Origin of the sequence: Nocardia sp. NPDC056611 (assembly GCF_042792755.1) — a bacterium.
Lineage (GTDB): Bacteria > Actinomycetota > Actinomycetes > Mycobacteriales > Mycobacteriaceae > Nocardia.
In genome coordinates, this window is the sequence record NZ_JBHTVV010000001.1 from 1,610,527 (window position 1) to 1,634,415 (window position 23,889).

The 23,889-nt window shown below is 69.8% G+C and carries 25 protein-coding genes; 9 read left to right on the forward strand and 16 right to left on the reverse strand.

The window, feature by feature from the left end; translation table 11 throughout:
- Window positions 1–216: 216 nt before the first annotated feature.
- Window positions 217–1,680: a glyceraldehyde-3-phosphate dehydrogenase gene (locus ACFRAQ_RS07375; RefSeq protein WP_379095270.1), complete on the forward strand. Its 1,464-nt coding sequence runs from the start codon at window positions 217–219 to the stop codon at window positions 1,678–1,680.
- A 61-nt stretch (window positions 1,681–1,741) separates the two neighbouring features.
- On the opposite strand, the gene ACFRAQ_RS07380 is transcribed toward ACFRAQ_RS07375, so the two are convergent.
- The 4 genes from ACFRAQ_RS07380 to ACFRAQ_RS07395 all read right to left on the reverse strand — a co-directional run bounded on the left by ACFRAQ_RS07380 (window position 1,742) and on the right by ACFRAQ_RS07395 (window position 4,868).
- Entirely contained in the window at window positions 1,742–2,473 is a 732-nt protein-coding gene (locus tag ACFRAQ_RS07380) for a hypothetical protein (protein WP_379095273.1), read from the reverse strand.
- A 153-nt stretch (window positions 2,474–2,626) separates the two neighbouring features.
- Window positions 2,627–3,367: a hypothetical protein gene (locus tag ACFRAQ_RS07385; RefSeq protein ID WP_379095276.1), complete on the reverse strand. Its 741-nt coding sequence runs from the start codon at window positions 3,365–3,367 to the stop codon at window positions 2,627–2,629.
- 78 nt (window positions 3,368–3,445) lie between these two features.
- On the reverse strand, window positions 3,446–3,751 hold the full coding sequence (locus tag ACFRAQ_RS07390) for a hypothetical protein (protein WP_379095279.1): 306 nt from the start codon (window positions 3,749–3,751) through the stop codon (window positions 3,446–3,448).
- Window positions 3,752–3,932: 181 nt separating this feature from the next.
- A complete protein-coding gene (locus tag ACFRAQ_RS07395) occupies window positions 3,933–4,868 on the reverse strand; it encodes a cutinase family protein (RefSeq protein ID WP_379095282.1) in 936 nt (311 codons plus the stop codon).
- A gap of 399 nt (window positions 4,869–5,267) precedes the next feature.
- Here ACFRAQ_RS07395 and ACFRAQ_RS07400 point away from each other — a divergent pair, with 399 nt between their 5' ends.
- The gene (locus ACFRAQ_RS07400) at window positions 5,268–6,062 is read left to right on the forward strand and encodes a helix-turn-helix domain-containing protein (RefSeq protein ID WP_379095285.1); all 795 of its coding nucleotides are present in this window, start codon (window positions 5,268–5,270) and stop codon (window positions 6,060–6,062) included.
- Here the strand turns inward: ACFRAQ_RS07400 and ACFRAQ_RS07405 are convergent.
- Complete coding sequence (locus ACFRAQ_RS07405; RefSeq protein ID WP_379095287.1) at window positions 6,055–6,540, reverse strand: nitroreductase family deazaflavin-dependent oxidoreductase; 486 nt, start codon at window positions 6,538–6,540, stop codon at window positions 6,055–6,057. The two genes, ACFRAQ_RS07400 and ACFRAQ_RS07405, sit on opposite strands and share 8 nt — an antisense overlap.
- Window positions 6,541–6,596: 56 nt before the next feature.
- Here ACFRAQ_RS07405 and ACFRAQ_RS07410 point away from each other — a divergent pair, with 56 nt between their 5' ends.
- On the forward strand, window positions 6,597–7,187 hold the full coding sequence (locus tag ACFRAQ_RS07410) for a TetR/AcrR family transcriptional regulator (protein ID WP_379095290.1): 591 nt from the start codon (window positions 6,597–6,599) through the stop codon (window positions 7,185–7,187).
- Between the two features lie 386 nt (window positions 7,188–7,573).
- Here ACFRAQ_RS07410 and ACFRAQ_RS07415 read toward each other — a convergent pair whose 3' ends face one another.
- Complete coding sequence (locus tag ACFRAQ_RS07415) at window positions 7,574–8,305, reverse strand: hypothetical protein (RefSeq protein ID WP_379095292.1); 732 nt, start codon at window positions 8,303–8,305, stop codon at window positions 7,574–7,576.
- A 400-nt stretch (window positions 8,306–8,705) separates the two neighbouring features.
- On the opposite strand from ACFRAQ_RS07415, the gene gndA reads away from it, so the two are divergent.
- Window positions 8,706–10,148 carry an NADP-dependent phosphogluconate dehydrogenase gene (gndA, locus tag ACFRAQ_RS07420; protein ID WP_379095295.1) on the forward strand — a complete coding sequence of 481 codons (1,443 nt, stop codon included), beginning with the start codon at window positions 8,706–8,708 and terminating at the stop codon, window positions 10,146–10,148.
- A gap of 94 nt (window positions 10,149–10,242) precedes the next feature.
- On the opposite strand, the gene ACFRAQ_RS07425 is transcribed toward gndA, so the two are convergent.
- From ACFRAQ_RS07425 to ACFRAQ_RS07450, 6 genes are all read right to left on the reverse strand, one after another.
- Window positions 10,243–11,019, reverse strand: coding sequence for a helix-turn-helix transcriptional regulator (locus tag ACFRAQ_RS07425; protein WP_379095298.1), 777 nt, complete (start codon window positions 11,017–11,019; stop codon window positions 10,243–10,245).
- A gap of 423 nt (window positions 11,020–11,442) precedes the next feature.
- A complete protein-coding gene (locus tag ACFRAQ_RS07430) occupies window positions 11,443–12,159 on the reverse strand; it encodes a vancomycin high temperature exclusion protein (RefSeq protein WP_379095301.1) in 717 nt (238 codons plus the stop codon).
- A gap of 64 nt (window positions 12,160–12,223) precedes the next feature.
- Window positions 12,224–12,853 carry a TetR/AcrR family transcriptional regulator gene (locus tag ACFRAQ_RS07435; protein WP_379095304.1) on the reverse strand — a complete coding sequence of 210 codons (630 nt, stop codon included), beginning with the start codon at window positions 12,851–12,853 and terminating at the stop codon, window positions 12,224–12,226.
- Window positions 12,854–12,997: 144 nt separating this feature from the next.
- A complete protein-coding gene (locus tag ACFRAQ_RS07440; RefSeq protein ID WP_213560258.1) occupies window positions 12,998–13,171 on the reverse strand; it encodes a hypothetical protein in 174 nt (57 codons plus the stop codon).
- Window positions 13,172–13,311: 140 nt separating this feature from the next.
- A complete protein-coding gene (locus ACFRAQ_RS07445) occupies window positions 13,312–13,827 on the reverse strand; it encodes a gamma carbonic anhydrase family protein (protein WP_357096816.1) in 516 nt (171 codons plus the stop codon).
- 9 nt (window positions 13,828–13,836) lie between these two features.
- A complete protein-coding gene (locus tag ACFRAQ_RS07450) occupies window positions 13,837–14,793 on the reverse strand; it encodes a GlxA family transcriptional regulator (protein WP_379095307.1) in 957 nt (318 codons plus the stop codon).
- A gap of 71 nt (window positions 14,794–14,864) precedes the next feature.
- Between ACFRAQ_RS07450 and ACFRAQ_RS07455 the strand changes: the two genes are divergently transcribed.
- A complete protein-coding gene (locus ACFRAQ_RS07455; RefSeq protein ID WP_379095310.1) occupies window positions 14,865–15,662 on the forward strand; it encodes an MBL fold metallo-hydrolase in 798 nt (265 codons plus the stop codon).
- 64 nt (window positions 15,663–15,726) lie between these two features.
- Window positions 15,727–16,836, forward strand: coding sequence for an alanine dehydrogenase (ald, locus tag ACFRAQ_RS07460; protein WP_379095313.1), 1,110 nt, complete (start codon window positions 15,727–15,729; stop codon window positions 16,834–16,836).
- A gap of 57 nt (window positions 16,837–16,893) precedes the next feature.
- Here the strand turns inward: ald and sigJ are convergent, their stop codons facing one another.
- The 4 genes from sigJ to ACFRAQ_RS07480 form a co-directional block, all read right to left on the reverse strand.
- Window positions 16,894–17,847: an RNA polymerase sigma factor SigJ gene (gene sigJ, locus ACFRAQ_RS07465; RefSeq protein WP_379095316.1), complete on the reverse strand. Its 954-nt coding sequence runs from the start codon at window positions 17,845–17,847 to the stop codon at window positions 16,894–16,896.
- A 139-nt stretch (window positions 17,848–17,986) separates the two neighbouring features.
- Complete coding sequence (locus ACFRAQ_RS07470) at window positions 17,987–18,970, reverse strand: cobalamin biosynthesis protein (RefSeq protein ID WP_379095883.1); 984 nt, start codon at window positions 18,968–18,970, stop codon at window positions 17,987–17,989.
- Window positions 18,971–19,203: 233 nt separating this feature from the next.
- Window positions 19,204–20,148: an SURF1 family cytochrome oxidase biogenesis protein gene (locus ACFRAQ_RS07475; protein WP_379095886.1), complete on the reverse strand. Its 945-nt coding sequence runs from the start codon at window positions 20,146–20,148 to the stop codon at window positions 19,204–19,206.
- Window positions 20,149–20,156: 8 nt separating this feature from the next.
- A complete protein-coding gene (locus ACFRAQ_RS07480; protein ID WP_379095318.1) occupies window positions 20,157–20,663 on the reverse strand; it encodes a low molecular weight protein-tyrosine-phosphatase in 507 nt (168 codons plus the stop codon).
- Window positions 20,664–20,707: 44 nt separating this feature from the next.
- Here ACFRAQ_RS07480 and cobC point away from each other — a divergent pair, with 44 nt between their 5' ends.
- The 3 genes from cobC to ACFRAQ_RS07495 all read left to right on the forward strand — a co-directional run bounded on the left by cobC (window position 20,708) and on the right by ACFRAQ_RS07495 (window position 23,830).
- Window positions 20,708–21,757 (forward strand): Rv2231c family pyridoxal phosphate-dependent protein CobC, encoded by a 1,050-nt coding sequence (cobC, locus tag ACFRAQ_RS07485; RefSeq protein WP_379095321.1) that lies wholly within the window; start codon window positions 20,708–20,710, stop codon window positions 21,755–21,757.
- A 34-nt stretch (window positions 21,758–21,791) separates the two neighbouring features.
- Window positions 21,792–22,922: a Nif3-like dinuclear metal center hexameric protein gene (locus tag ACFRAQ_RS07490; protein ID WP_379095324.1), complete on the forward strand. Its 1,131-nt coding sequence runs from the start codon at window positions 21,792–21,794 to the stop codon at window positions 22,920–22,922.
- 170 nt (window positions 22,923–23,092) lie between these two features.
- A complete protein-coding gene (locus ACFRAQ_RS07495; protein ID WP_379095889.1) occupies window positions 23,093–23,830 on the forward strand; it encodes a zinc ribbon domain-containing protein in 738 nt (245 codons plus the stop codon).
- Window positions 23,831–23,889: the final 59 nt, after the last annotated feature.

Consider the following 23,889-nt stretch of genomic DNA (forward strand, 5'->3'; position numbering starts at 1 on the left):
CCACCTCGGGGGGGGCAATCCCTTCCCATTTGGGGGGTGGGCGGGCGGGGGGGGGGGGGGGGGCCCCCCCCCCGCGACCGCCGTCGTGCGTCACGGCGACCGTTCCCCTCGTGAGGGCGACGTGGATCTCACATGCGGGTAGCCGAGGATTGTGCGACTTCGGGGCTGGATAGAGTCGACACCACGTGCAGATCGAGGAAACCCCGAGGACTTGTGTTGACTACCGACCATCTTGACCGCTGGAACGCTCACGAGGCTGCGGCGGAGGCGATGATTCCGATCATCGGCAGCTTGTATCGGGACAAGGGGGTGACGATTCTGCTGCACAGCCGGTCACTGGTGAACAAGTCGGTGATCAGCATCCTGCGGACCCACCGGTTCGCGCGGCAGATCGAGGGCGAGGAACTGTCGATCGACGAGACGCTGCCCTTCCTGGAGGCGCTGCGCTCGCTCGACCTGGGCCCCAGCAAGATCGACCTGGGCCGGCTGGTGATGGCCTACCGCGCCGACGAGCGCGGCCTGTCGGTCCCCGAGTTCACCGCCGACGTGCTCGCCGAGGTGACCGACGGCAACAAGGCCGAGGCGCAGGGCCCGCGCGATGTCGTGCTGTACGGCTTCGGCCGCATCGGCCGCCTGGTGTCGCGCCTGCTCATCGAGAAGGTCGGCTCCGGCAACGGCCTGGTCCTGCGGGCCGTCGTGGTCCGCAAGGGCGGCGAGGACGATCTGATCAAGCGCGCGTCGCTGCTGCGCCGCGACTCGGTGCACGGCCAGTTCAACGGCACCATCAAGGTCGATGCCGAGAACAACACGATCATCGCCAACGGCAACGCCATCAAGTTCATCTACAGCAACGACCCGACCTCGATCGACTACACCGAGTACGGGATCGACAACGCGATCCTGATCGACAACACCGGCAAGTGGCGTGACCGCGCGGGCCTGGAACAGCACCTGCGCCCGGGCATCTCGAAGGTCGTGCTGACCGCGCCCGGCAAGGGCGACGTCCCGAACATCGTGCACGGCGTCAACCACCGTGAGCTGGACCTGTCGCAGACCATCTACTCCTGCGCGTCCTGCACCACCAACGCGATCGTCCCGCCGCTGAAGGCGATGGAGGACGAGTTCGGCATCGTGCGCGGCCACGTGGAGACGGTGCACTCGTTCACCAATGACCAGAACCTGCTGGACAACTACCACAGCTCCGACCGTCGCGGCCGTTCCGCGCCGTTCAACCTGGTGCTGACCGAGACCGGCGCGCAGTCCGCGGTCAAGAAGGCCATGCCGGACTTCTCGGCCAAGATCACCGGCAGCTCGATTCGCGTTCCCACCCCGGATGTCTCGGTGGCGATCCTGAATCTGCAGCTCGAGCGCGCGACCTCCAAGGACGAGGTGCTCGAGTACCTGCGCGAGATGTCGCTGTCGGGCCCGTTGAGCCGCAACCTCGATTTCACCGCGGCCACCGATGTGGTCTCGAGTGACTTCATCGGCTCGCGCGCGGCGTCGATCGTGGACGCCAACGCCACCATCGTGGACGGCGACACCGCGATCCTCTACCTCTGGTACGACAACGAGTTCGGTTACTCGTGCCAGGTCGTGCGGACCGTGCAGTACATCTCGGGCATCGAGTACCCGACCTACCCGCGCGTGGGCGCGGAGAGCGTCGCGGTCGCGGCGGGCTAGTCCCCGGCAGTGACGAAGGGCCCCGGCGGTGTGACCGCCGGGGCCCTTCGCTGTGTGTCGACTAGCTGACCGGTGTGACCGGCTGCCAGCACACCACGCGGGCGGGCTGCGGGGTCACGGTCGCGCCGGCCGGGATGGCGCACTGGTTGGTGTCGGTGGTGCCGTCGAAGCGGCCGCCGATCTGGACGGTGATGGCGGTGCCGTTCTTGGCCGCGCAGTCGATGGGCGCGATCTGGTTGACGTCGGGCTGCATGCTGTAGCAGCTGCCCACCTTGACGTTGGGGGCGAAGCACAGCGAGCTGTTGCCATTGGTGAGTACGAAGTAGCCGGCGTCGCGCAACTTGCCGTCGGGGCAGGTGGCGCCGTTCTTCACCGAGGCGGCCAGTTCGTAGACCGCGGAGTTGTCCTCGCAGGCGGTCGGCTTGATCTTGCCGATCTGGGCGCCGCGGTAGTCGGTGGCGGTGACGCAGTTGCCCACGGCCAGTTCGGGATCCTTGGCCGAGATGGTGCCGGACTTGGTGAGGCCCGCGACGAGGCCGAGCGCCAGGATCAGGATGCCGGCGACGGCGACGATGGTGCCCGTGTGCTTGGGCAGGCCGGATGACGCGGTGGGCAGGCCGCCCTCTTCCGCTGCGACGGGGGTCGTCTTCGACCGGTTGCGCAGTACGAGCCCCACGATCAGCAGGACCACGCCGGCCGCTGGGATCAGGAGGCTGCCGGCGGAGAAGCCGGAGGAGTCGGCCGAATCTCCGGCCGCAAGGATCGCGGTCGACCCGATTTGCCCAATGAACACGTGTTTCAACCCTTCCGGTCCGGTGACGGACTCGGCAGGAAAGTACCTCGAGTGGGGTACCGGCCGGGCTGTTTTTAAATGAACTTGTTTCCGATTTTTTCGAGTGTGCTCACTGCTGTGCGGGACCACCGAGGTGATCCCGCACGGCCCCGGTCAGTGGCAGTCGTGCTTGAACGACAGCCGCTCCGACCAGCGCTGCGAGGTCGGATCGTAGGCCTGGATGTAGGAGTCGTCGCCGCCCGTGCAGGGCGCGTGGAAGCCGGACTTCGGATCCCACATCGTGGTCTGGTAGCCGAACGAGGCGCCCGCGTAGCCGTTGTGCGGCCCGGCCTTCACCGTGTAGGTGGCCAGCCGGGTGCCGTTGTTCCGATTCACGATCAGCGTGACCGTCCCAGTGTTGAAGTGATCACCGTTGATCTTGAACTGCGCTCCGGCATCGGAGACCGCGGTGCACACGTCGCCGTTGCACTTGTTGCCCGCGGTGTAGGTGGTCAGCCAGATGTTCAGCGATGCCTTGCGGGCGGCCGCCGCGGCATTGTCGTCCTTGGCCTGCTGCCGCACGGCCGGGGTGACGCAGACGACGTCACCGGTGTAGGCCTCCCGCCAGACGTACCCGTTCACACAGGTATTGGGCCCGTACGCGCCGCCGCCCGCCTTCCGGGACGCGGCCGCGGCATTGTCGGCCCGCGCCTGATCCCGGGTGCCGGGGCTGACGCACACGTGGTCGGCCGAGTTGGCCTCCCGCCACACATAGCCTTCCTGGCAGGTGTCGGGCCCGTAGTCGCCGCCCGCGTTGGCGACGGTGAGGCTGCCGAACAATCCGAAACTGGCGGAACCGACGACGGCCGCTGCGAGTGCGGCGCGGGCGGCGGTACGGGCGTGGGTGGCGATCATCGGTGCGGTTCCTTCGTATTCGAGGGGGCGAGTACACCGAGAATGCGGGCGGCTACCAACGAACGACCAACGACGAACTCATGGCCGCGAACGGCCGGTGGCCAGCAGCAGCAACTCGCCGATCGGAGCTCGCACCGGGCGCCCGCCGCCCGCACTCCATGCGGTGTCGGTCGCGATGAGCCGTTGCCGGGCCAAGGTCTCGCGAATCCCGAAAGTGCCCGCCGCGCAGTTCCGATCGAGCGACACCCGGGGCGCGTCGACCGGGGATGTCGCGCGGGATGCCGCGGGGCCTTCGCGGATTTGGTCACCGCGGTCGGGGATCCCGGCCTGTATCAGGAGGTTTCGCGGCAGCTGTGGCGGTCGGGCCAGGAGCGCATCACGCATCGGCGGGCGCTGCTGGACGGTGTCGCGTGTCCGGCGCAATCCTGCGCTACTGGAGCCTGACCGCAGAAGTGACGGGTGCCCTGACGACCGGCGCCGCGCAGCAATGGCTGCACGGCGCGTTGGAACGATCGGTGGGTGGTGGGCCGGAGTAGCTGGTCCGGCCCACCGGAACCGCTAGGGATCAGGGCGTTTCGCCCGCGGTCTCGGCCAGCCAGTTGCGGAGCCAGATGGTGGCGGTGGTGCCGTTGCTGTCGACGACGTACCGCGGATACGACTGGTGCACGCCCGAGTCCAGGAAGTCCTGGACCTGTTTGATCCACTGCTCGCCCGCCGGGTTGTCGCCCGGCGCGTTGATGATGGCGGTGCCGCCCTGGACCAGCGCCTCGGACAGGATGGACTGGAAGGTCATCGCATAGCTGGGAATCTGGACCGGGTCCTGGGCGGTGAGCTGGGTGAGCAGCCCGGCCGAGCGGCCCGCCAGGTCGTCGGTGGGGACCGAGCAGTACAGGTCGCCCGCCGCGCAGAAGGTGCGGACCCGCGGGCTGAGCCAGCCGAAGCCGCCCGCCCGCGCGCCGCCCGCGCCGGTGCCGGCCACATGGGGGCCGATCAGGGCGTCGGTGGGGGAGCGGCGCGGATCGGAGACCAGTCCGACGGCGGCCACCCGATCGGGCGGGACGACACCGAGGCCGGTGCCGATCTCGGAGGCCAGGTCGCCCGCCGCGTCCGCGCCCTGGCTGTAGCCGATCAGCGCGAAACGTGTTGCCGCGCACCGGGCGGCCATGGCGGAGATGAGCCCGCGGGCATTGCTCACGGCCTCGTGCTTGGAGCGGCCGTAGACCTCGCCGTCCCAGGGGAAGGCGGTGGCCGGATAGCTGACGTAGTCAGTGCGCACGGAGCCGGGCAGGCCGCGCGTGACTTGGGAGAGCATGCCCTGTTTCGGATCGTCGACAGAGGTTTCCCAGGTGCCGGGGACGGCGATCACATTGAGGTTGGGGCAATCCGCCGGCGCGGCCTGTGCGCCGGGTGCGCCAGTGGCCGTGAGGATTCCGGCCGCGGTCGCCACCGCCGCGAGCGCGCTGCTCGCCGTTCTGAAGGCTCGGGTTACTCGAATGGACAAAGTCCACACCCCTTGTTCGAATCGTTCGGACGATTTCTCCACCGCATGGTCGGTGCCGGGGCGGCACGTCGAGCAGAACATACCAAAGGTGGGGGCCGGTCTCGAGACTGATTGCGCGGGAAACGCCGAGAACCGGACGGATGGGATAAATTGACACCTGTTCCCATTGTCCGGCGTGGCGGCGCGCGGGCGAAATCCAATTCCATTGTGCCGCGCCGATTTCACCGAGGCTAATTCGCGGGCCGGTAGCCGATTCCCCATTGCTATCAATCGACGCGCCGCCCGGCGGGTCGGACTCCAGGCCGATTATGTGGGAGTATTCCGTCCGGGAGAAGTTCTGGCAGTGGTCGCGGACGCTGAGCCGTCGATTCGCTACGGGGCAGGAGGGAACCGGCGGATATGAGTATCCGGGCAACGAATATCGGGGAACATCAGGGCATCACGCTGCCCACATTCGGTGATGTGTTGCGGCGGTTGCGCGACCAGCGCGGACTTTCCCGGGAGCGGCTGGCATTCTCGGCCGGGGTCAGCGCCAGTTATGTCACGCAGTTGGAGAAGGGCGGGAAAGTCAAGCCCGCCCAGGCCGTGGTCGACGCGCTCGTCCGATGCATGAATCAGCGGAATCCGTTGTCGGACACCGAGCGCCGCTATCTCTACGATTTGGCCGGGCTCACCGGCTCGGGATATCCGACGGTCGTGGAGTTGAGGAGATCGATCAGTGCCGACGCGCTGCGCATGCTCGCCATGCACCGGCCCAAGCTGGCAGCGTTCTACGACACCCGGGGCAATGTGCTGGCCGGGAACATCGAATGGGCGCAGGCGTTTCCGGGGTTGGCCGAGAACGGGAATCTGTACCGGTGGATGTTCGCCGATCCGGCGGCCCGGCAGGTGATGGCCGATTGGGAGGCCGACGTGCGGAAGTCGGTGAGCTGGCTGCGCGGGAGTGTCGGCTCGCTGACGGATCCCACCGTGTTCGGTGATCTCATGCGCGAGCTCGGCGAGTTCGCGGAGTTCCGGCGGTTCTGGTCCACCGGTGACGTCGGGTTCGCCCCGCCCGTGCGGACCATGCGGTTGCGTGATCGGGGCACGGGCGAGCTGAAGCTGTACCGGATCCAGGTGGGCATGCTGGATTCCGTGGCGCATCCGGGACTCATCGTCGCCACGGTCGGGCTGCCCACCGGTTCGGCTAGTTGATCGGGGTCAGGATCACGACCGGGATTTCGCGCTCGGTCCACGCCTGGTAGGTGTCGAAGTCGGCGTAGGCCTCCACCAGTCGCGGCCAGAGCCGGGCGCGATGCTCGGCGTCGGCGGTGTGGGCGCGCACCGCGAACCGGTCGCGGCCGATCTGGATGTGGGTGTCCGGGTTCGCGCACAGATTGCGGTACCACTGCGGGTGCTTCGGCAGTCCGCCCTGCGAGGCCACCACGATGGTGTCCGTGCCGTCGCCGATGTACAGCAGCGGGACCGTGTAGACGGCGCCGGACTTGCGGCCGCGGTGTTCGAGCAGCAGCGTCGGCACCGGTTTGCGGAAGCCCGCGCCGATGCGCCATTTGCCGCCGATCCGGCCGCCGGTGCGGCGGTAGATCCAGACCTGCGCGCGGCCGGAGTATTTGAAGATCTTGGGCAGGACCGGGGAGTCGAGTTGCGGGGGCCGCGGCGGGGTGGTGGTCATGGGATTCCTTTCACGCCCCTCGACCATACAGTCAGCACCATGTGTATGGTCAAGGCGTGCGTACGCATGGATGGTCCGGATCAGCGCCCGCCGACGACGCGGAGGCCGTCGACCGCATCGTGGCCGCCGCCCGCCGCGCCATCGACCGCTCCGGCGACGAGTTCAGCATCGCGGAGGTGGCCCGCGACCTCGGCGTCACCCGGCAGACGGTGTACCGCTATTTCCCCAGTGCGGAAACGCTTTTGACGGCCACCGCCATCGCGCAAACGGAACATTTCCTGGACGTGCTGGCCGAGCGGCTGGTCGAGATTCGCGATCCGGCGACCGCGGTCGTGGAGGGCATCGCCTACACCCTGGAACGCCTGCCGGAGGAGAAATACCTCGGCCTGCTGTTGCGTCCGGGGCGGGCCAGCGCCTTCTCGGCGGGCGTAACGTCCGATACCGCACGATCTTTCGGGCGTTCATTGCTGGAACGCTTCTCGGTCGATTGGGCGGGTGCGGCGATCTCCGACAGTGATCTGGACGAACTCGTCGAGCACATGCTGCGCATCGTGCAGTCGTTCGTCATCGATCCGGGCCGCCCGCCGCGACGGGGCGCGGAGCTACGCGACTATCTCTCGAAGTGGGTCGCGCCCGCACTGCTGTAGGGAAACCCCGGGGCCTAGCCTGCCCCGGGGTCTCGGTGGCCGCCCAATTGCGGCACGCCGACACGGTGGAGAACGGGTTGAGTCTGAAGTTAACGTGACGCTCTGCGATTGAGCTACAGCCCATTGGTGGCTGGGCCGGCAGGAGTTGAACCCGCAACCTTCACGCTGACAAGCCGTTCCTTCGATTCGGCGTTCGGCGGCGAATACTGAAACTGGAGCGATAGTGTGAGTTTGAAGGCGCGGTGCCTCTGCCGGTTGGGCTATCCCGCCGTGAGTGGCGGGAGGAGGATTCGAACCTCCACTGAACCGCTGTGCCTGTCACAGTTGAACTTCTGTTTCAGCTTGCGCTCCTTGCGCACTGCCGACTGTAGTCGCCGCCCCGCTACTCAGCCAAACAAATATCCGAAGACGTTCTCGCCCAGCTTGCGCTGGGTGACTTCGGCGTTGTTGGCCTCCTCGCGCGCGAATTTCACGGCGTGCTGGAGCTTTTCGACGCGCTCGACGAGCTCGTTGACGCGTTTGGCGGGCAGCGCGCCGGAGAACCGGATGGTCCGCCAATAGCCGACCACCACATCCTCGTGATACACCTCGACCTGCGCCGGATGCTTCTCCGTCGCTTCGGCTTTCACGTGGTTGCGCGGAATCTTCTTGGTGCGCACCGTCTGTACCGGCTCGGTCGCGTAGCAGTCCGCGGCGGCGTCGTACTCCCACGACTCGGCGGCGTCCAGCACCGGCAGCTTGCGGACGAAGGTGTGCAGGTCCACCAGCTGCTTCTCCAGGAACAGCAGGTAGGTGATGGGCGCGTTCTCGACCAGGGTGCGGCCGTCGACGACCACGTCGGCGGTGGCGGCGCAGTTCGCCCAGTCCTTGGTGGCCACCACATCGAACAGTTTGGTCAGGATTTCCGCCGTGGTGTGCAGGACTTCCTCGGATCTCACCTGGACGCGCGTCGACTCGGGCGGCAGCTGCTCGCCCTCCTCGTCCTTGGGGCGGTAGGTACGCGAAATACCGCTCAGCAACGGGTTTTTGGCCAGCTTGTGATGGGCCTCGGTGAGCTCGGAGAAGGTGCGGGACTTGATCCCTTTCTCGACGGCGACAATCTGATTCAAACGTGTCATTCGGGCACTGTATCGGTGGATCGTTCTTGTCGGCCAGGTGTTTTCGGCCCGCGCATCGGTGGTGGCGGTCGGTGCTGGACGGTGTGGTCTGTGAGTCCGACGCGGTCCGCTGCGACGTCGCGGTCGGGTACGGATCCTGCTCGCCCGCGCCCGGTGCCGGAGCCCGATCGTCGAGTCCGGCCGCACCCGTGCCCGATGCGGTGGCGCGCGAGCGGCGGGGTACGCGGCCGCGTCGGCCGGCCGGGTCGCACGGCTCGGCCTGGGCCGCGCGCCCCGAAGCCGCGCTCAGCCCGGAATCGGGCGTGCGGTAGAAAAGGTATGGCGTCGTGGACGCATCCGCTGATGCCGCCGCCGAGGAGACTTCGTGCGGTCATCGACATCTGAACGGAGAGGCTGTTTCATGGCGACCTCGGAAGCGCGCGCCCAGATCGGCGTGACCGGCCTGGCGGTCATGGGTAGCAATATCGCCCGCAACTTCGCCCGGCACGGCTACACCGTGGCCCTGCACAACCGCAGCATCGGCAAGACCGACGCCCTGCTCGCCGAGCACGGCGGTGACGGCGACTTCGTGCGCACCGAGACCGTCGAGGAGTTCGTGGCCGCGCTGGAGAAGCCGCGCCGCGTGCTGATCATGGTGAAGGCGGGCGACGCCACCGACGCCGTCATCGAGGAGCTGGCCGCGGCCATGGAGCCCGGCGACATCATCATCGACGGCGGCAACGCCCTCTACACCGACACCATCCGCCGCGAGGCGGCCATGAAGGCGCGCGGCCTGAACTTCGTCGGCGCCGGCATCTCCGGTGGCGAGGAGGGCGCCCTGAACGGCCCCGCGATCATGCCGGGCGGCCCGAAGGAGTCCTACGAGTCGCTGGGCCCGCTGCTGGAGTCGATCGCCGCGCAGGTCGACGGCGTCCCCTGCTGCACCCACATCGGCCCCGACGGTTCCGGCCACTTCGTGAAGATGGTGCACAACGGCATCGAGTACGCCGACATGCAGCTGATCGGCGAGGCCTACAACCTGTTCCGTGACGCGCTGGGCTTCGACGCCAAGCAGATCGCCGATGTCTTCACCCAGTGGAACTCCGGCGACCTGGAGAGCTACCTGGTCGAGATCACCGCTGAGGTACTGAACCAGGTCGACGCCAAGACCGGCAAGCCGCTGGTCGACGTGATCGTCGACGCCGCCGAGCAGAAGGGCACGGGCCGCTGGACCGTCAAGTCGGCCCTCGACCTCGGCATCCCCGTGACCGGTATCGCCGAGGCCGTCTTCGCCCGCGCCCTGTCCGGCTCCCGCGCCCAGCGCGCCGCCGCCAAGGGCCTCGCCTCCGGCGTCCTGGGCGAGAAGCCCACCGACGTCGCCGAATTCACCGAGGCGATCCGCCAGGCCCTCTACGCCTCCAAGATCGTCGCCTACGCCCAGGGCTTCGACCAGATCGCCGCCGGCTCCGCCGAATACAACTGGGACCTGCACCCCGGCGACCTGGCCACCATCTGGCGCGGCGGCTGCATCATCCGGGCCCGCTTCCTCAACCGCATCAAGGACGCCTACGAGGCCGACCCGGCGCTGCCGAGCCTGATCCTGGCCCCCTACTTCCGCGAGGCCATCGAGACGGCCATCGACAGCTGGCGCCGCGTGGTGGTCGTCGCCACCCAGCTCGGCATCCCGGTCCCGGCCTTCGCCTCCTCCCTCTCCTACTACGACGGCCTCCGCGCCGAGCGCCTCCCGGCCGCGCTGACCCAGGGCCAGCGCGACTTCTTCGGCGCCCACACCTACGAGCGCATCGACGCCGAAGGCAAGTACCACACCCTGTGGAGCGGCGACCGCAGCGAAGTCCCCGCGTAATTCGCGGTAGGACAACCGGTCTCATGACGAAGGCGGGGCAGGTGCCGATCGGCGCCTGCCCCGCCTTCGCTTTTCGAATGCGAGCCGAATCGCCTCAGAGGGGGAGGCAGAGCAATAGGACTATTCGGTCGGGGTAGGTTTCGCTTTGGATGGGGCCCACTTGGACGTTGTATTCGCGGATTGTGCCGGAGTTGGGGTTTCGGAGGCGGAGGGTGCGGACGGGTGGGGTGAAGTCGACCGTGCCTTCGGACCAGTAGTGGCGGAAGTGGGGGTAGCGGGCCAGATCGGAGACCAGGGTGGTGAGGGAGGGGTCGTCGGGGAGACGGCCGACGGTCATGCGGAGCCATTGGACGTAGAGGCGGGCCTCGGTTTTCCAGTCGGGTTCAACGAGTTTGGCTATCGGGTTGCCGAACAGCCAGTGGAAGATATTGCGGTCCTCGCGGAGGCCGGGGAAGGCGGCGTACCACGCGTCGTTGGCGTCGAGGACGTCGCCGCCGGGGGCGATGTAGGCGGCGAGGGCGGGGTGGAACAGGGCCAGGGCCTCGCGTTGGTCGGCGGTGAGGGAGTCGTACAGGTCCTCGGAGGTGGGGGCGTCGTCCACGCGCAGGCCCGCCAGGTCGAAGAGGTGGCGGCGGTCGGTGGGGGTCAGCGGCGCCTTGGTGTCGAGGCAGCGCAGCAGGGCTTCGACCACGGACCGGGTCGGGTTGCCGCGTTCGCCCTTCTCGAGCAGGGTGACGTAGCTGGCGCTGACGCCGGCGGAGTATGCCAGGTGTTCGCGGGAGAAGCCGCGTTCGTCGCGGAGGCGGCGTAAGGCCTGGCCGAAGCTGGGAATCGAGATGTCATCCGCCAGCCGGTCGCCGTTTCCGGTCACCGATGCCCGCCTTCCCACTGCATGCTCATCGCCGATTCCCGCTCGCAGTCACCGACGAGCAACCCATATCGGGATGCTGCCACACAACTCGTTTCACGACGGGAATGCGTTAGATCCTGTTTGTGTGTGTCGGAGCGCTTGTGGCGGCGGCGCCGCGCGTGATAGTCGCGCTTACCACATCGGGGCTCGATCGGGTACTGGGAAGGTGCTGGGTATCGCCATGGAGTCGGCGCAGAATCCGGTTTCGGCTCTCGTCGGGACATGGTGGGCCGCACTACTTTTCGAGGCGTCTTCAATTTCGCTCTCGAAAGGTTCTACATATGTGGGCTCTGGTTCTCGCCGCGGTCGGTCTCATGACGGGTAGTGCGGTGGCCGCGGGTGCGGCGGGTAGTGCGGGATCGCTGGCCGGGAATATCTGACCGGTCAGGGCTGCGGGTCCGCGGCCATCGCGTCGCGGACCGAACTCTCCTGTGCGCCACGGAATGTCGGCTCGGGGTGCAGGAGAATGGAATAGACGGCCTTGGTGTCGGCCAATTGCTCGCGCAGCCAATTCTGGCGATAAACCATGGTGTGCGGCATGGTGTCGTCACCGACCGCGACCGTATCGATCCCGGCCGCGCGGCACAGCGCGATGGTGCGGGGCAGACTGAAATCCTGGGTGACCGCGATGGCGGAGGTGACGCCGAAGATGTCGTGGGCGCGCACACACGATTCGTGGGTGCTGAATCCGGCGTAGTCGAGCGCGATCTTGGCGGCGGGCACGCCCTGCTCGATCAGGTAGGCGCGCATGGCGGTCGGCTCGTCGTAGGTGGAGCGGCCGTTGTCTCCGGTGAGCAGCAGCGCCTTCACCTTCCCGGCCTCCAGCAGCTGCCGGCCCAGGTCCAGGCGGGCCTTCAGGTAGTCCGACGGTTTCCCGTTCGCCTTGACCTCCGCGCCGAGCACGATGGCGACATCGGCGGACGGGGCGCTCTCCACGCTGTACTCGTACTTCCGGTGCGCCATCCGGATCCACAGATCCGACGCGACCAGCACCGTGAACCCCAGCACCGCGATCACGGCGCAGATCTTCACCACCCGCCGCAGCGGCAACCATGTGGCGACCCGGCTGCGGGCGGAGCGGAGAGCGGAACGCAACTGCATGGTCGCCAGTGTGCCGGAACTCCCCGCGTCGATCGAACGACTTTCCGCCCGTGTCGGGACCGGCTCAGATCGGCTGTACGCCGATCATCGGCAGCACGGTGCGCCGCGCGAACTCGCGGGCCGCCGTCTCGTCGGTGAGCGGGATCAGCCCGTCCGGCGTCAGCACCAGCGACTGCCCCAGCCGCGCGAACACCTCCGCCACCAGATCCGCGTCGAAGTCCGGCACATCCCCGGAAGCCTGTAGCGCGCGCAGTTTCTCGGCCAGATAGGTGCGCCCGACCGCGAGCACCGGCCCGGCCTCGGTGGTCAGCCGCGGCAGGATGGTCTCCGGCTCGGTGCGCAGCAGCCGCCGCAGCAGCTTGTTGTTGGCCAGCTGAATGATGAACGCCGCGAACACCTCCACCAGCTGCGCCTGCCCGGACTTGCCGCCCGCGGCGATCCGCACCCGCTCGTCGATCTCGGCGATGAACAGCTGCGCCTCGCGCACGCCGACCGCGGCGACCAGATCGTTCTTGGATTCGAATCGCCGGTACAGGGTGGCGGGGCTGATCCCGGCGCGACGGGCGATCTCCCCCATGCTGGTTCGCTTGATCCCGAAGTCCAGGAACGCCGACAGCGCGCTTTCCAGTAGCTGTTCGCCTTCGCTCCGCGGCTTCTCGAGAATGCGTTGCAGGATGGTGGGAACGGACGGCATCGAGTCTCCAGTCGATCGGGTGGACGACCCCGCGACAGCGCGGTGAACGGCCGAGGCGCGGTAGCGCACAGGCCGATCCGAAAGTATCTCATTGCCGCGGGGTCGCGGTTCGTACCCCGTCCGATCAGTGAACGCCCGGTCCGGTCAGCGGACGTCGAGGGCGGCCATTTCGCTCTCGATGGCATTGGCCGCGAAATCGATGCCGCTGGAACGCAGTTCGTGGACGCGGCGTTGTAGCGCCTCGAATCCCCCTGGCTGCGCGGCGATGTCGGCCACGCTGATGCGCTGTCGGTGCATACCGTCGTGCTTGTACGACACCGTGAAACCTCCTGCTAGCCCCGAGCGCGCACCCGGCTAGCGGCGGCACAGCACGGGCCGCCGGGAACGCATCCGCCGATGCTAGCAGCGGACTGACTGGTCACTTGATCAGTGTGGGGCTTCTCACACGCCCCCTTCAGTCACACCTCTTGACCCTGGCGATGCAGCGCCGAGTTGTGCAGGTATGCGGCCGCATTCAGGCGAATGTGATCGCGCTCGGCCTCGCTCAGCTCCCGGCGCACCTTGCCCGGGACGCCCGCCACCAGCGACCCCGGCGGAATCTGCGCGCCCTCCGGCACCAGCGCGTTGGCCGCGATCAGGCTGCCCTCGCCGATCACCGCGCCATTGAGCACCGTCGCGCCCATCCCGATCAGTACGTCATCGCCGACGGTGCAGCCGTGCAGAATCGCGTTGTGCCCGACCGAGACACCCTCGCCCACGGTGCACGGGAAGCCGGGATCGGCGTGCAGCACGCAGCCGTCCTGGATATTGCTGCGCGCACCCACGGTGATCTGGTCCATGTCCCCGCGCAGCACCGCCGAATACCAGACGCTCACTTCGCCTTCCAGCCGCACCCGGCCGGCCACGGTGGCGTTGGGCGCGATCCACGCGGTCTCGTCGATCTGCGGCGCGTGCTCACCCAGCTGAATCCTCATGGGGCGAACTTAGCGGCGGAACAGGGCGCGGTGGGCCGCGGGGGTGGTGCCCAGCAGCCGGTGGAAGTGATGGCGCAGATTGACGCCGGTGCCCAGACCGGAATCGGCGGCGACGCGATCCATGGTGTCGTCGGTCGATTCCAGCAGCAGCCGGGCGTGATCGACGCGCTGCTGCAGCAGCCACTGCTGCGGGCTCGCGCCGGTGCGGTCGCGGAATCGCCGGGTGAAGGTGCGTCGCGACATGAGCGCCGTGCGCGCCCAGCCGTCCAGATCCACGGGCTCGTCGAGATGGGTGCGGGCCCAGACCATGGCGTGCTCGATCGGATCCTCGTCCACCGACTCCGGCACCGCGACCGGAATGTACTGCGCCTGTGAGCCACTGCGATGCGGGGCCAGGACGAGACTGCGCGCCAGCTCGGCCGCCATCCTGCTGCCGTGATCGGTGCGCACCAGATGCAGGCAGCAGTCGAGCGCCGCGGCCGTGCCGGCGGAGGTGATCAGGTCGCCGTCGTCGGTCCACAACCGGTCGGCCCGCACCCGCACCGCCGGATAGGCGCGGGCCAGCTCGGTGGCCGCCGACCAGTGGGTGGTGATCTCGCGCCCGTCGGCCAGGCCGCTGGCCGCCACCGCCCACGCGCCGAGGCACAGGCCGACGATCCGGGCGCCGCGGGCGTGCGCCCGGTGCAGGGCCTCGCGAACCGGTTCGGGCAGTGGGCGATCGCGGTCCCACGCGGGGATCACGAACGTGTCGGCGGTCTCGGCCGCCTCCAGGCCCTGGCCGACGACGATGTCGAATCCCGCGGGTGTGGCGAAGGTTCCGGGTTGCTCGGCGCACACCACCACGCGGTAGGGGCTGTGGTCGGGGCCGCCGGCACCGATCCGGCCGAACACCAGGGTGGGGACCGAGAGGTGGAAGGGGCTGATCCCGTCGTGCGCCAGAACGGCGACGGTGTGCTCGGCACTCATGGCCCGATCTTATCGATGCGCGGCCTTCGGGCCACTGTCGGCGCTCGGTCCCACGGACGACACTCGATGCCATGACGAACAAGATCGACACCGCCGCCGCCCTCGAGATCCTCCACATCGGCGGTCCCACCGTGCGTTTCGGCTACGGCGACCTCACCTTCCTGACCGACCCGACCTTCGACGAGCCCGGCAACTACCCCGGCCCGGTCACCCTCTACAAGCTGGCCGGACCCGCCGTCCCGGTCGCGCAGATCGGCCCGATCGACGTGGTGCTGCTCTCGCACGACCAGCACGCCGACAACCTCGACGCCGCCGGTCGCGCGCTGCTGCCGAGCGTCGAGCACGTGCTGTCGACCCCCGACGCCGCCGAGCGCATGGAAGGCGTTCGGGGACTCGCGAACTGGGAGTCGGCGCGGATCGGCGCGGTGACCGTCACCGGCGTGCCCGCGCTGCACGGACCGGAGGGCTGCGAGCCGCTCACCGGTGTGGTCACCGGGTTCGTCCTGCAGGCCGACGGGCTGCCGACCGTGTACGTCTCCGGCGACAACGCCTCGGTCGAGAACGTGCAGCGCATCGCGGACCGCTTCGGGCGCATCGACATCGCCATCCTCAATGTGGGCGCGGCGAACGTCGACCGCTTCGGCGATCTGGACCTGACCCTCAACGGCCGCACCGCCGCCAAGGCCTCCCTCGCGCTCGGTGACGCGCTGATCGTGCCGGTGCACGCCGAGGGCTGGGCGCACTTCTCCGAGCACCTCGATTACCTGACCCACCGCTTCATGCTCGCCGGACAGGCCGACCGCCTCCGCATCCCGAGCCCCGGCGAGACCCTGACCCTCGACCTCCCCGCCGCGGTCGCCCGCGGATGACTGCCGCCGAATTCGGGCCGTGGCGCTGATGGCGGCGCGGCCCCGGCCGGGGAACGATGGCGGTATGAGAATCGGGGTTCCACGGGAGGTCAAGGAGCAGGAGTACCGCGTCGCCCTCACCCCGGCCGGTGCCGGGGAACTGGTGCGGGACGGCCACGAGGTGCTGATCGAGGCCGGAGCGGGCCTCGGGTCCGGCTTCCACGATGCCGACTACCTCGCGGCGGGCGCCCGCACCGCGCCCACCGCCGACGACGTCTGGGACGCGGCCGAACTGGTGCTGAAGGTGAAAGAGCCCATCGCCGAGGAGTATTCGCGCATGCGAGCGGGGCAAGTGCTGTTCACCTTCCTGCACCTGGCCGCCTCCCGCGAATGCACCGACGCCATCCTGCGCTCGGGTATCACCGCCATCGCCTACGAGACCGTGCGCGCCGCCGACGGCACCCTGCCGTTGCTCGCGCCCATGAGCGAGGTGGCGGGCAAGCTCGGCGGCATGGTCGGGGCGTATCACCTGATGGCGCCGCAGGGCGGGTCCGGGCTGCTGCTCGGCGGGGTGCCGGGCGTGCGGCCCGCGGACACGGTGGTGCTGGGCGGGGGTGTGGCGGGCAGCAACGCGGCGACCGTCGCGGTCGGCATGGGGGCGCGGGTCACGGTGCTGGACACCAATATCGCGCGATTGCGGGAACTCGACGCCCGGTTCGGCGGGCGGATCACCACCATCGGATCGAATACCGCGGAGGTCGAGAGGGCGGTGCTGGCCGCCGATCTGGTGATCGGGTCGGTGCTGGTGCCGGGTGCGCGGGCCCCGAAACTGGTGCCCGACAGTCTGGTCGCGCGGATGAAGTCCGGCGCGGTGCTGGTCGATATCGCCATCGATCAGGGCGGCTGCTTCGAGAGCTCGCATCCGACCACGCACGCGAAGCCGACGTTCCACGTGGCGGACACGCTGTTCTACTGCGTCGCGAACATGCCGGGCGCGGTCCCGCACACGTCCACCGTGGCGCTCACCAACGTGACGCTGCCGTACGCGCGCGCCATCGCGAACCTGGGCTGGTCGGGCGCGTGCGCCGCGGATCCCGGTCTCGCGCAAGGGCTCACGGCGGACGCCGGGCGGCTCTACTCCCCGGAGGTGGCGGCCGCGCACGGCTTGGGGCCGGCGACCTACACCTCGTCCTGACCCGGCGGCGGGCCCGCGACCGGGTGAATCCGGTTGCGGGCCCGCGGTGTCCGTCGCTCAGGACTCGGACGAGCCCAGCGCCCAATCGGGTCCCGCGCCGTCGGCCGGGAGGTCGCGCAGCTTGTCCGGGTTGCGCACCACGTCGATCTTGGTGATCCGGCCCTCGTCGATGGTGAACGAGAAGACGCCGGTGTTCTTGCCGTCGAACACCACCAGGCCGGGACGGCCGTTGACCAGCACCGGGCGACCCCACGCGCCGCCGACCTTCGACGCGAACTCCAGGAACCCGAGCAGTGTCGCGGCGACCTTGTCCGCGCCGTGCATCGGGTGCAGGAACGCCTGCACCTTGCCGCCGCCGTCGGAGGTGAAGGTGACATTGGTGTCGAGCACACCCAGCAGCGCGCTCAGGTCGCCGGAACGCCACGCCACCGCGAACGCCGACACCACCTTCTCGTGCTCGTCCGCGCTGGCGGGGAAGCGGGGAGTGCCGTTCTCCACGTGTTTGCGGGCGCGCGAGGCCAATTGGCGCACCGCGGCCGGGGTGCGGCCCACGACTTCGGCCACCTCGGGGCCGGTCATGCCGAAGACGTCCTGCAGCACGAACGCGGTCCGCTCGGCGGGCGACAGCGATTCCAGCACCACCAGCAGCGCGGTGGTGACCCGCTCGTCCTGTGAGATGCGGTCGGCCGGGTCGTCCCAGGTGGTGACCTCGGGCTCCGGAAGCCATTCGCCCACATACTGTTCGCGCCGCGCCCGCGCCGAGCCCAGATAGTCGAGGGCCAGCCGCCCGGTGACCGTGGTCAGCCAGGCGCGCAGATTCTCGATCTGCGCGTCCTCGGGGCTGGTCTCGTAGTACCGGACCAGTCGCAGCCACGCCTCCTGCACCACGTCGTCGGCGTCGCTGAGACTGCCGAGCGTGCTGTACGCGACCCGCCGCAGATAGCCGCGATGCTCCTCGAACTGCCGCGCCAGCTCGGCCTGATCGGGCCCGTTCCGTCCGTCACCACTCATCGCAACCCTCGCCTTCGCTCACGCCCGCCCGGTGGGGCGGACCGTTCACAGGACCGACGAGACAGGTCGCCGGGCTGTGACATTCCCCTGGAAAATCTAGCGAAGGCGACCGCGCGGTTCGCGAATTCGCGGTGACGGGTCAGCGTCGCCGCAGGTAGACGGCCGTGGCGGCGAGGACCGATGTCGCGACCTGAACGGCCTCGGACAAGCGGACCGCGCGCCGCAGATCAGGAACGCGGGGGACCGGACCGTCGCCCAGGGTCGGCCGCATCTCGATGCCGTGCCGGTACTCGGTGCGGCCGCCGAGCGTCACGCCGAGCGCGCCCGCCATGGAGGCTTCCGCCACCCCGGCATTCGGGCTCGGATGCTTGCCCGCATCGCGACGCCACGCTCGCCAGGCGGCGGCGGGACGACCCCCGATCACCGGTGCGAGAACGGTCGTGAGCAGACCGCTCACCCGGGCGGGCGCGAGATTGGCGACGTCATCGGTTCGCGCGGCGGCCCAGCCGAACCGCTCGTACCGCTCGTTGCGATAGCCGACCATCGCGTCGAGCGTATTGATCGCCCGGTAGGCCAGCAGCCCCGGAACGCCCGCCACCGCGCCCCAGAACAGCGGCGCGACAGTCGCGTCCGAGGTGTTCTCCGCGATCGATTCGAGCGCCGCGCGAGCCAGCCCGTCGGCGTCGAGCGCCTCGGGATCGCGACCGCACAACGACGGCAGCAACACCCGCGCGCCCTCGATGTCCCCGGACTCGAGGCGATCCGCCATGTCCCGCCCGGTCTTGGCGAGGGTCGTCCCGCCCAGCACGGTCCAGGTCGCGGCAGCGGTGAGCGCCACCTCGCCGAGCGTCCGAGCGATGCCGTTCGAACTCGGCCGCGAGGCGCGGTGTTTCGCCCCGGCCCGGGAGACGGCGCGCCGCAACCCGATTCCGAGTCCCGTCACGGTGCCGACCAGCACCACTTCGTGCACGATTCCCGCGGCCCGATCGTCCCGATAGGTGAGCTGCTCGACCCGCATTGCCGCCGAACCGAACCCGGCCACCGGATGCCCCCTGCGAGGATCGCCCAGCATCCGATCCAGCCCGAACCCGAGCAGCAACCCGGCCGCAGCGGCAGTCCCCATACGCACCCGGCGAGGCTAGCCGAGCCGGCGGCACGCCCGGGCCCCGGCCGCCGTGCACACCGTCACGCGACCGTCCTGGCGGGAGATCGTGCGCCCAGCACGAACACAACGATGGCCCAGGTGCCGACGCCCCGATGGCCGTGCGCCCTGGATTCGCGCGCTCGGACCCCGTGCGGAGTTCAGGAGCCTCGGGATGCTGCCGCGTGGTCGCGGTCGGCGGCGCTCGGCCGGAGTCAGCGGCGGGTGCCGCCGTAGCGGTCGGCGAGACGGGCCTCGTTGGCGGTGGGCTTCGCCTTGATCGGGGCCGGATCGTTGGGTTTGGCCGCCGGCGAGGGAATGGGCGATTCGGCGGTGTCGTCTGTCGTCGCGGTCACCTCGGCGACCTGTTCGGCCGGGGCGGCGGGTTGGGCGTCGGCCTCGGTCTTCTCCCGGCGGCGGGCGCGGATCTCGGCCCAGACGAAGTAGCCGAGGCCGAGGGGAGCCATGACGCCGAAGGCCAGCCATTGCAGGCCGTAGGAGAGGTAGGGCCCGGCGTCGAGCTGGGGGAGAGCGTCGGGGGTGAAGGCGCCCGGCTGGCCCGTGTCGAGCTGGAGGTAGCCGCCGAGGCCGTCGGTGGGGATGGGGGTGAGGGGGAGGCCGAGGACGGTGGCCTCCTGGGCGGTGTCGGTCGTGTACACCTGCCGGAAACCGTCTTCGGTGGTCGGCGGCTTCTTCTCGATGACGCCCTCGGAGGCGCGGATACGGGCCTCGAGGTGCTGCGGCCCGGTGGGCGGGTCGGCGATGGCGGGCGGGCGGGTGCCGCCCTGCGCGGCCGCGATCTGGCCGCGGTCGACCAGCAGGGTGCGGCCGTCGTCGAGCCGGAACGCGGCGAGCACGGTGTAGGCGGGCTGCCCGTCGAGGTGACGCAAGCGCACCAGGACCGTCGAGTCGGGGACGTAGCTGCCGTTAGCGGTGACGCGCCGCCATTCGGTGTTCTTGCCGTCGCCCGACAGCGGCCCGGCGATGTCCACCGGGTCGGCGTGCACCGACGCGGCGATGCGGTCGTTGCGATCGGAGGTGCGGGTGTTCTTGCCCAGCTGCCACGGCGCGAGGACGGTGAAGCACAGGTAGGCGAAACCGGCGACCACCACGGCCAGGATCAGCCAGCTCGGGCGCAGCAGGAAGGTGAGGCGGCGCAGCAGTGAACTCATGCGTCCCGGCCTCCGGCCCGCGGATCCTCGCCGAGCTGTTCGCGCACCCAGTCCAGCATCCCCGGCACGGCCGCCTCGATCTGTTCGCGCACCAATGCGAAATCGGACTGGTCGCCGTAGTACGGGTCCGGCACCGAGCGACCGTCCGCGTCGGGGTCGAAACTGCGCAGCAGTCGTCGCCGGTCCGACGGCACCCCCAGCCGGGCCAGGTCCCGCTCGTGCCCGGTGTCGAGCGCCACCACCAGATCGGCGTCGCGGTGGTCGGCCCCGATCACCGCGGCGGTGTGCCCCGTCGGATACCCGTGCGCGCTCAGCTCCCGATCGGTCCGGTGGTCGGCCTCGTCCCCGACATGCCAGCTCCCGGTCCCGGCACTGCTCACCCGCACCCGATCCGCCAATCCGGCGCGCTCGAGATGCGCGGCGAAGATCTTCTCGGCCATCGGGGACCGGCAGATATTGCCGGTGCAGATAAACGTCACATGCAGGTCGCCCACGACAGCCATTCTGGCCGGTAAGCGCGGACGGCGGCCACGTAGGGTGGACGGCTGTGCCGGACGACACCGAGTTCCAGGATTTCGACCATGCCAGGCTGCGGCACCACGGGGACGTGGACGCGCGGCCGGGCATGGTGGATTTCGCGGTGAACGTCCAGGGGAGCGCGCCGCCGGAATGGCTGCGGGACCGGCTGGCGGGACGGCTGGGGGAGCTGGGGCGGTATCCGGGGGAGGCGGACGAGCGGGCGGCGCGGGCAGCGGTGGCCGCGCGGCACGGGCGGTCGGTCGACGAGGTGCTGTTGCTGGCCGGGGTGGCCGAGGGGTTCGCGATGCTGCCGCGGCTGGTGTCCCGGCTGGCGGCGGTGATCCATCCGTCGTTCACCGAGCCGGAGCTGGCGTTGCGCGAGGCCGGGGCGCCGGTGGCGCGGGTGATGCTGGAGCCGCCGTACTCGCTCGACGGTGTCGTGGTGCCGGAGGACGCGGATCTGGTGGTGGTGGGCAATCCCACGAACCCGACCTCCGTGCTGCACTCGGCGGACAGCATCCGGGCGCTGCGGCGGCCCGGACGCATCGTGGTGGTGGACGAGGCGTTCGCCGACGCGGTGCCGGGCGAGTCGGAATCCCTCGCCGGAGAGAGTCATCCGGATGTCTTGGTGTTCCGGAGCCTCACCAAGACGTGGGCGCTGGCCGGACTGCGCTGCGGGTACGCGCTCGGCGCGCCGGAGGTGCTGGCGCGGTTGAATCACGGCCGCGCGCACTGGCCGCTGGGTACCTTGCAGCTGGAAGCCATTGCGGCGGTGAGCGAACCGGCCGCGGTCGCGCAGGCGCGGCGGATGGCCGAGCGCATCGCCACCGATCGCGCCGCCATGATCCCGCGGCTGCGGGAACTGGGCGTCGAGGTGCACGAGCCCGCGGCGGGCCCGTTCCTGCTGATCCGGGTGCCGGACGCGGAACTGTTGCGAAAGCGGCTCGCGGACAAGGGGATCGCGGTGCGCCGCGGTGATACGTTCCCCGGGCTGGAAACGGGTTTCCTGCGGGTCGCGGTGCGGCCGGCGGAGGCGGTGGACCGGCTCGTCGCGGCCATCCGCGACGTGGGGTTGTGATCGTGGCAGGCAGGATCGAGCAGGAGGTTCGGTTGTGACGACGGTGCGGCTGTCGGATCTCATCGCGGCGCTGGAAGCGGCGTACCCGCCCGGACTGGCCGAGTCCTGGGATTCGGTGGGCTTGGTGTGCGGTGACCCGCGGGACGCGGTCTCGCGGGTGCTGTTCGCCGTCGACGCCACGGCCGCGGTCGTGGACGAGGCCATCGAGTGGGGCGCGCAGGCGCTGGTCGTGCATCATCCGCTGTTGTTGCGCGGGGTGGACACGGTCGCGGCCGACACCCCGAAAGGCGCGCTGCTGCACCGGCTCATCCGCTCCGGCTGCGCGCTGTTCAGCGCCCACACCAACGCCGACTCCGCTGATCCGGGCGTCTCCGACGCGCTCGCGGCGGCGATCGGGCTCACCGTCACCGGGCCGCTCGATCCGAAACCGCTGACCGCCCTGGACAAGTGGGTGGTGCAGGTGCCGGTCACGCACCGCGACGCCGTGCTGGACGCGCTGTTCGCGGCGGGCGCGGGCAGGATCGGCGCCTACTCCGACGCCGCCTGGACGGTCGCGGGCACCGGCCAGTTCCGGCCCCTCGCGGGAGCCAACCCGGCCCTGGGCGTGGTCGGCGAGCTGCACGAGGTCTCCGAGGATCGCCTCGAGGTGGTGGCCTCGCCGTCGCGGCGGGCCGCGATCCTGGCCGCCCTGCGCGCGGCCCACCCCTACGAGGAACCCGCCTATCACGTCACCGAACGCGCCGACCTGCCGTCCCGGCTGGGCATCGGCCGTGTCGGCGAGCTGCCGGCCCCGGAAACCCTGCGCGAGTTCACCGCTCGCGTGCGCGCCGCCCTGCCCGCGACCACCTGGGGCGTGCGGGCCGCCGGTGACCCGGACCGCGTCATCCGCACCGTCGCCGTCTGCGGCGGCGCGGGAGATTCCTTCCTGGGCAAGGTCTCCCGCCTCGGCGTGGACGCCTACGTCACCTCCGACCTGCGCCACCACCCCGCCGACGAACACCTGCGCGCGGGCGGCCCGGCCCTGATCGACGCCGCGCACTGGGCCACCGAGTTCCCCTGGTGCGGCCAGGCCGAAGGTGTGGTCCGCCACGCCCTGCCCGGGCTCGAGACCCGCGTCTCCACCCTGCGCACCGACCCCTGGACCCTCGGCGAGTCCGACTGCTGAGCCCGTCCGCGCGCGACCCGGCCGACCCCGGCCGCCCCGGCGATTGTCCGGCCCGGCCCGGTCCGCGTGATCGTTTGTCCTGCTCGGGGCGGGCTTGGCGTTTCGGACCCCGCCGGGGCGGTACGGTGGGAGTCTTGAATTTCGTCCATAGCGTCCAGGAGACCTTCGCGTTGAATGCCGAACCATCGATCCAGGCCAAGCTGCTCGACCTCGCCGCCGTCGACGCCGAGCTGACGCGGATCGAGCATCGCCGCAAGGTGCTGCCCGAGCAGCAGGAAGTGGATCGGCTGGCCGCGGAGCGCGGCACCCGCAAGGACGAGGCGGTCAAGGCCGAGATCCTGATCGACGACCTCGACCGCGACATCCGCAAGCTGGAAGGCGAGATCGAGGCCGTCCGCAAGCGCGAGGAGCGCGACCGCGGCCTGCTCACCGCCGGGTCGGTCGGAGCCAAGCAGCTCTCCGAACTGCAGCACGAGCTGACCAGCCTGGAACGCCGCCGCAAGGTCCTCGAGGACGACGAGATCGAGGTGATGGAGCGCCGCGAGGCCGCCGCCGCCGCGCACGCCCACGCCGGGGCCAACCTGGACCAGGCCGAGGCCGAACTGGTCGACGCCGAGCGCCTGCGCGACAGCGCCCTGGCCGACCTCAACGTCGCCCAGCAGCGCTGCGACTCCGACCGCGAAGCCCTGACCCGGTCGTTCCCCGCCGACCTGATCGCCACCTACGACAAGCAGCGCGCCACCTACGGCGTCGGCGCGGCCCTGCTCCAGGCGCGCCGCTGCGGCGCCTGCCGCATCGAACTGGACCGCGGCGAGATCTCCCGCATCTCCCAGACCGCCCCCGACGTCGTGGTCCGCTGCCCCGAATGCGGCGCGATCCTGGTGCGCACCAAGCACTCCGGGCTCTGACCCGACCGCCGCGCGCTCACCGGCGCGCGGCACCCGTGCCGCCCGGCGGGGACCGGCAC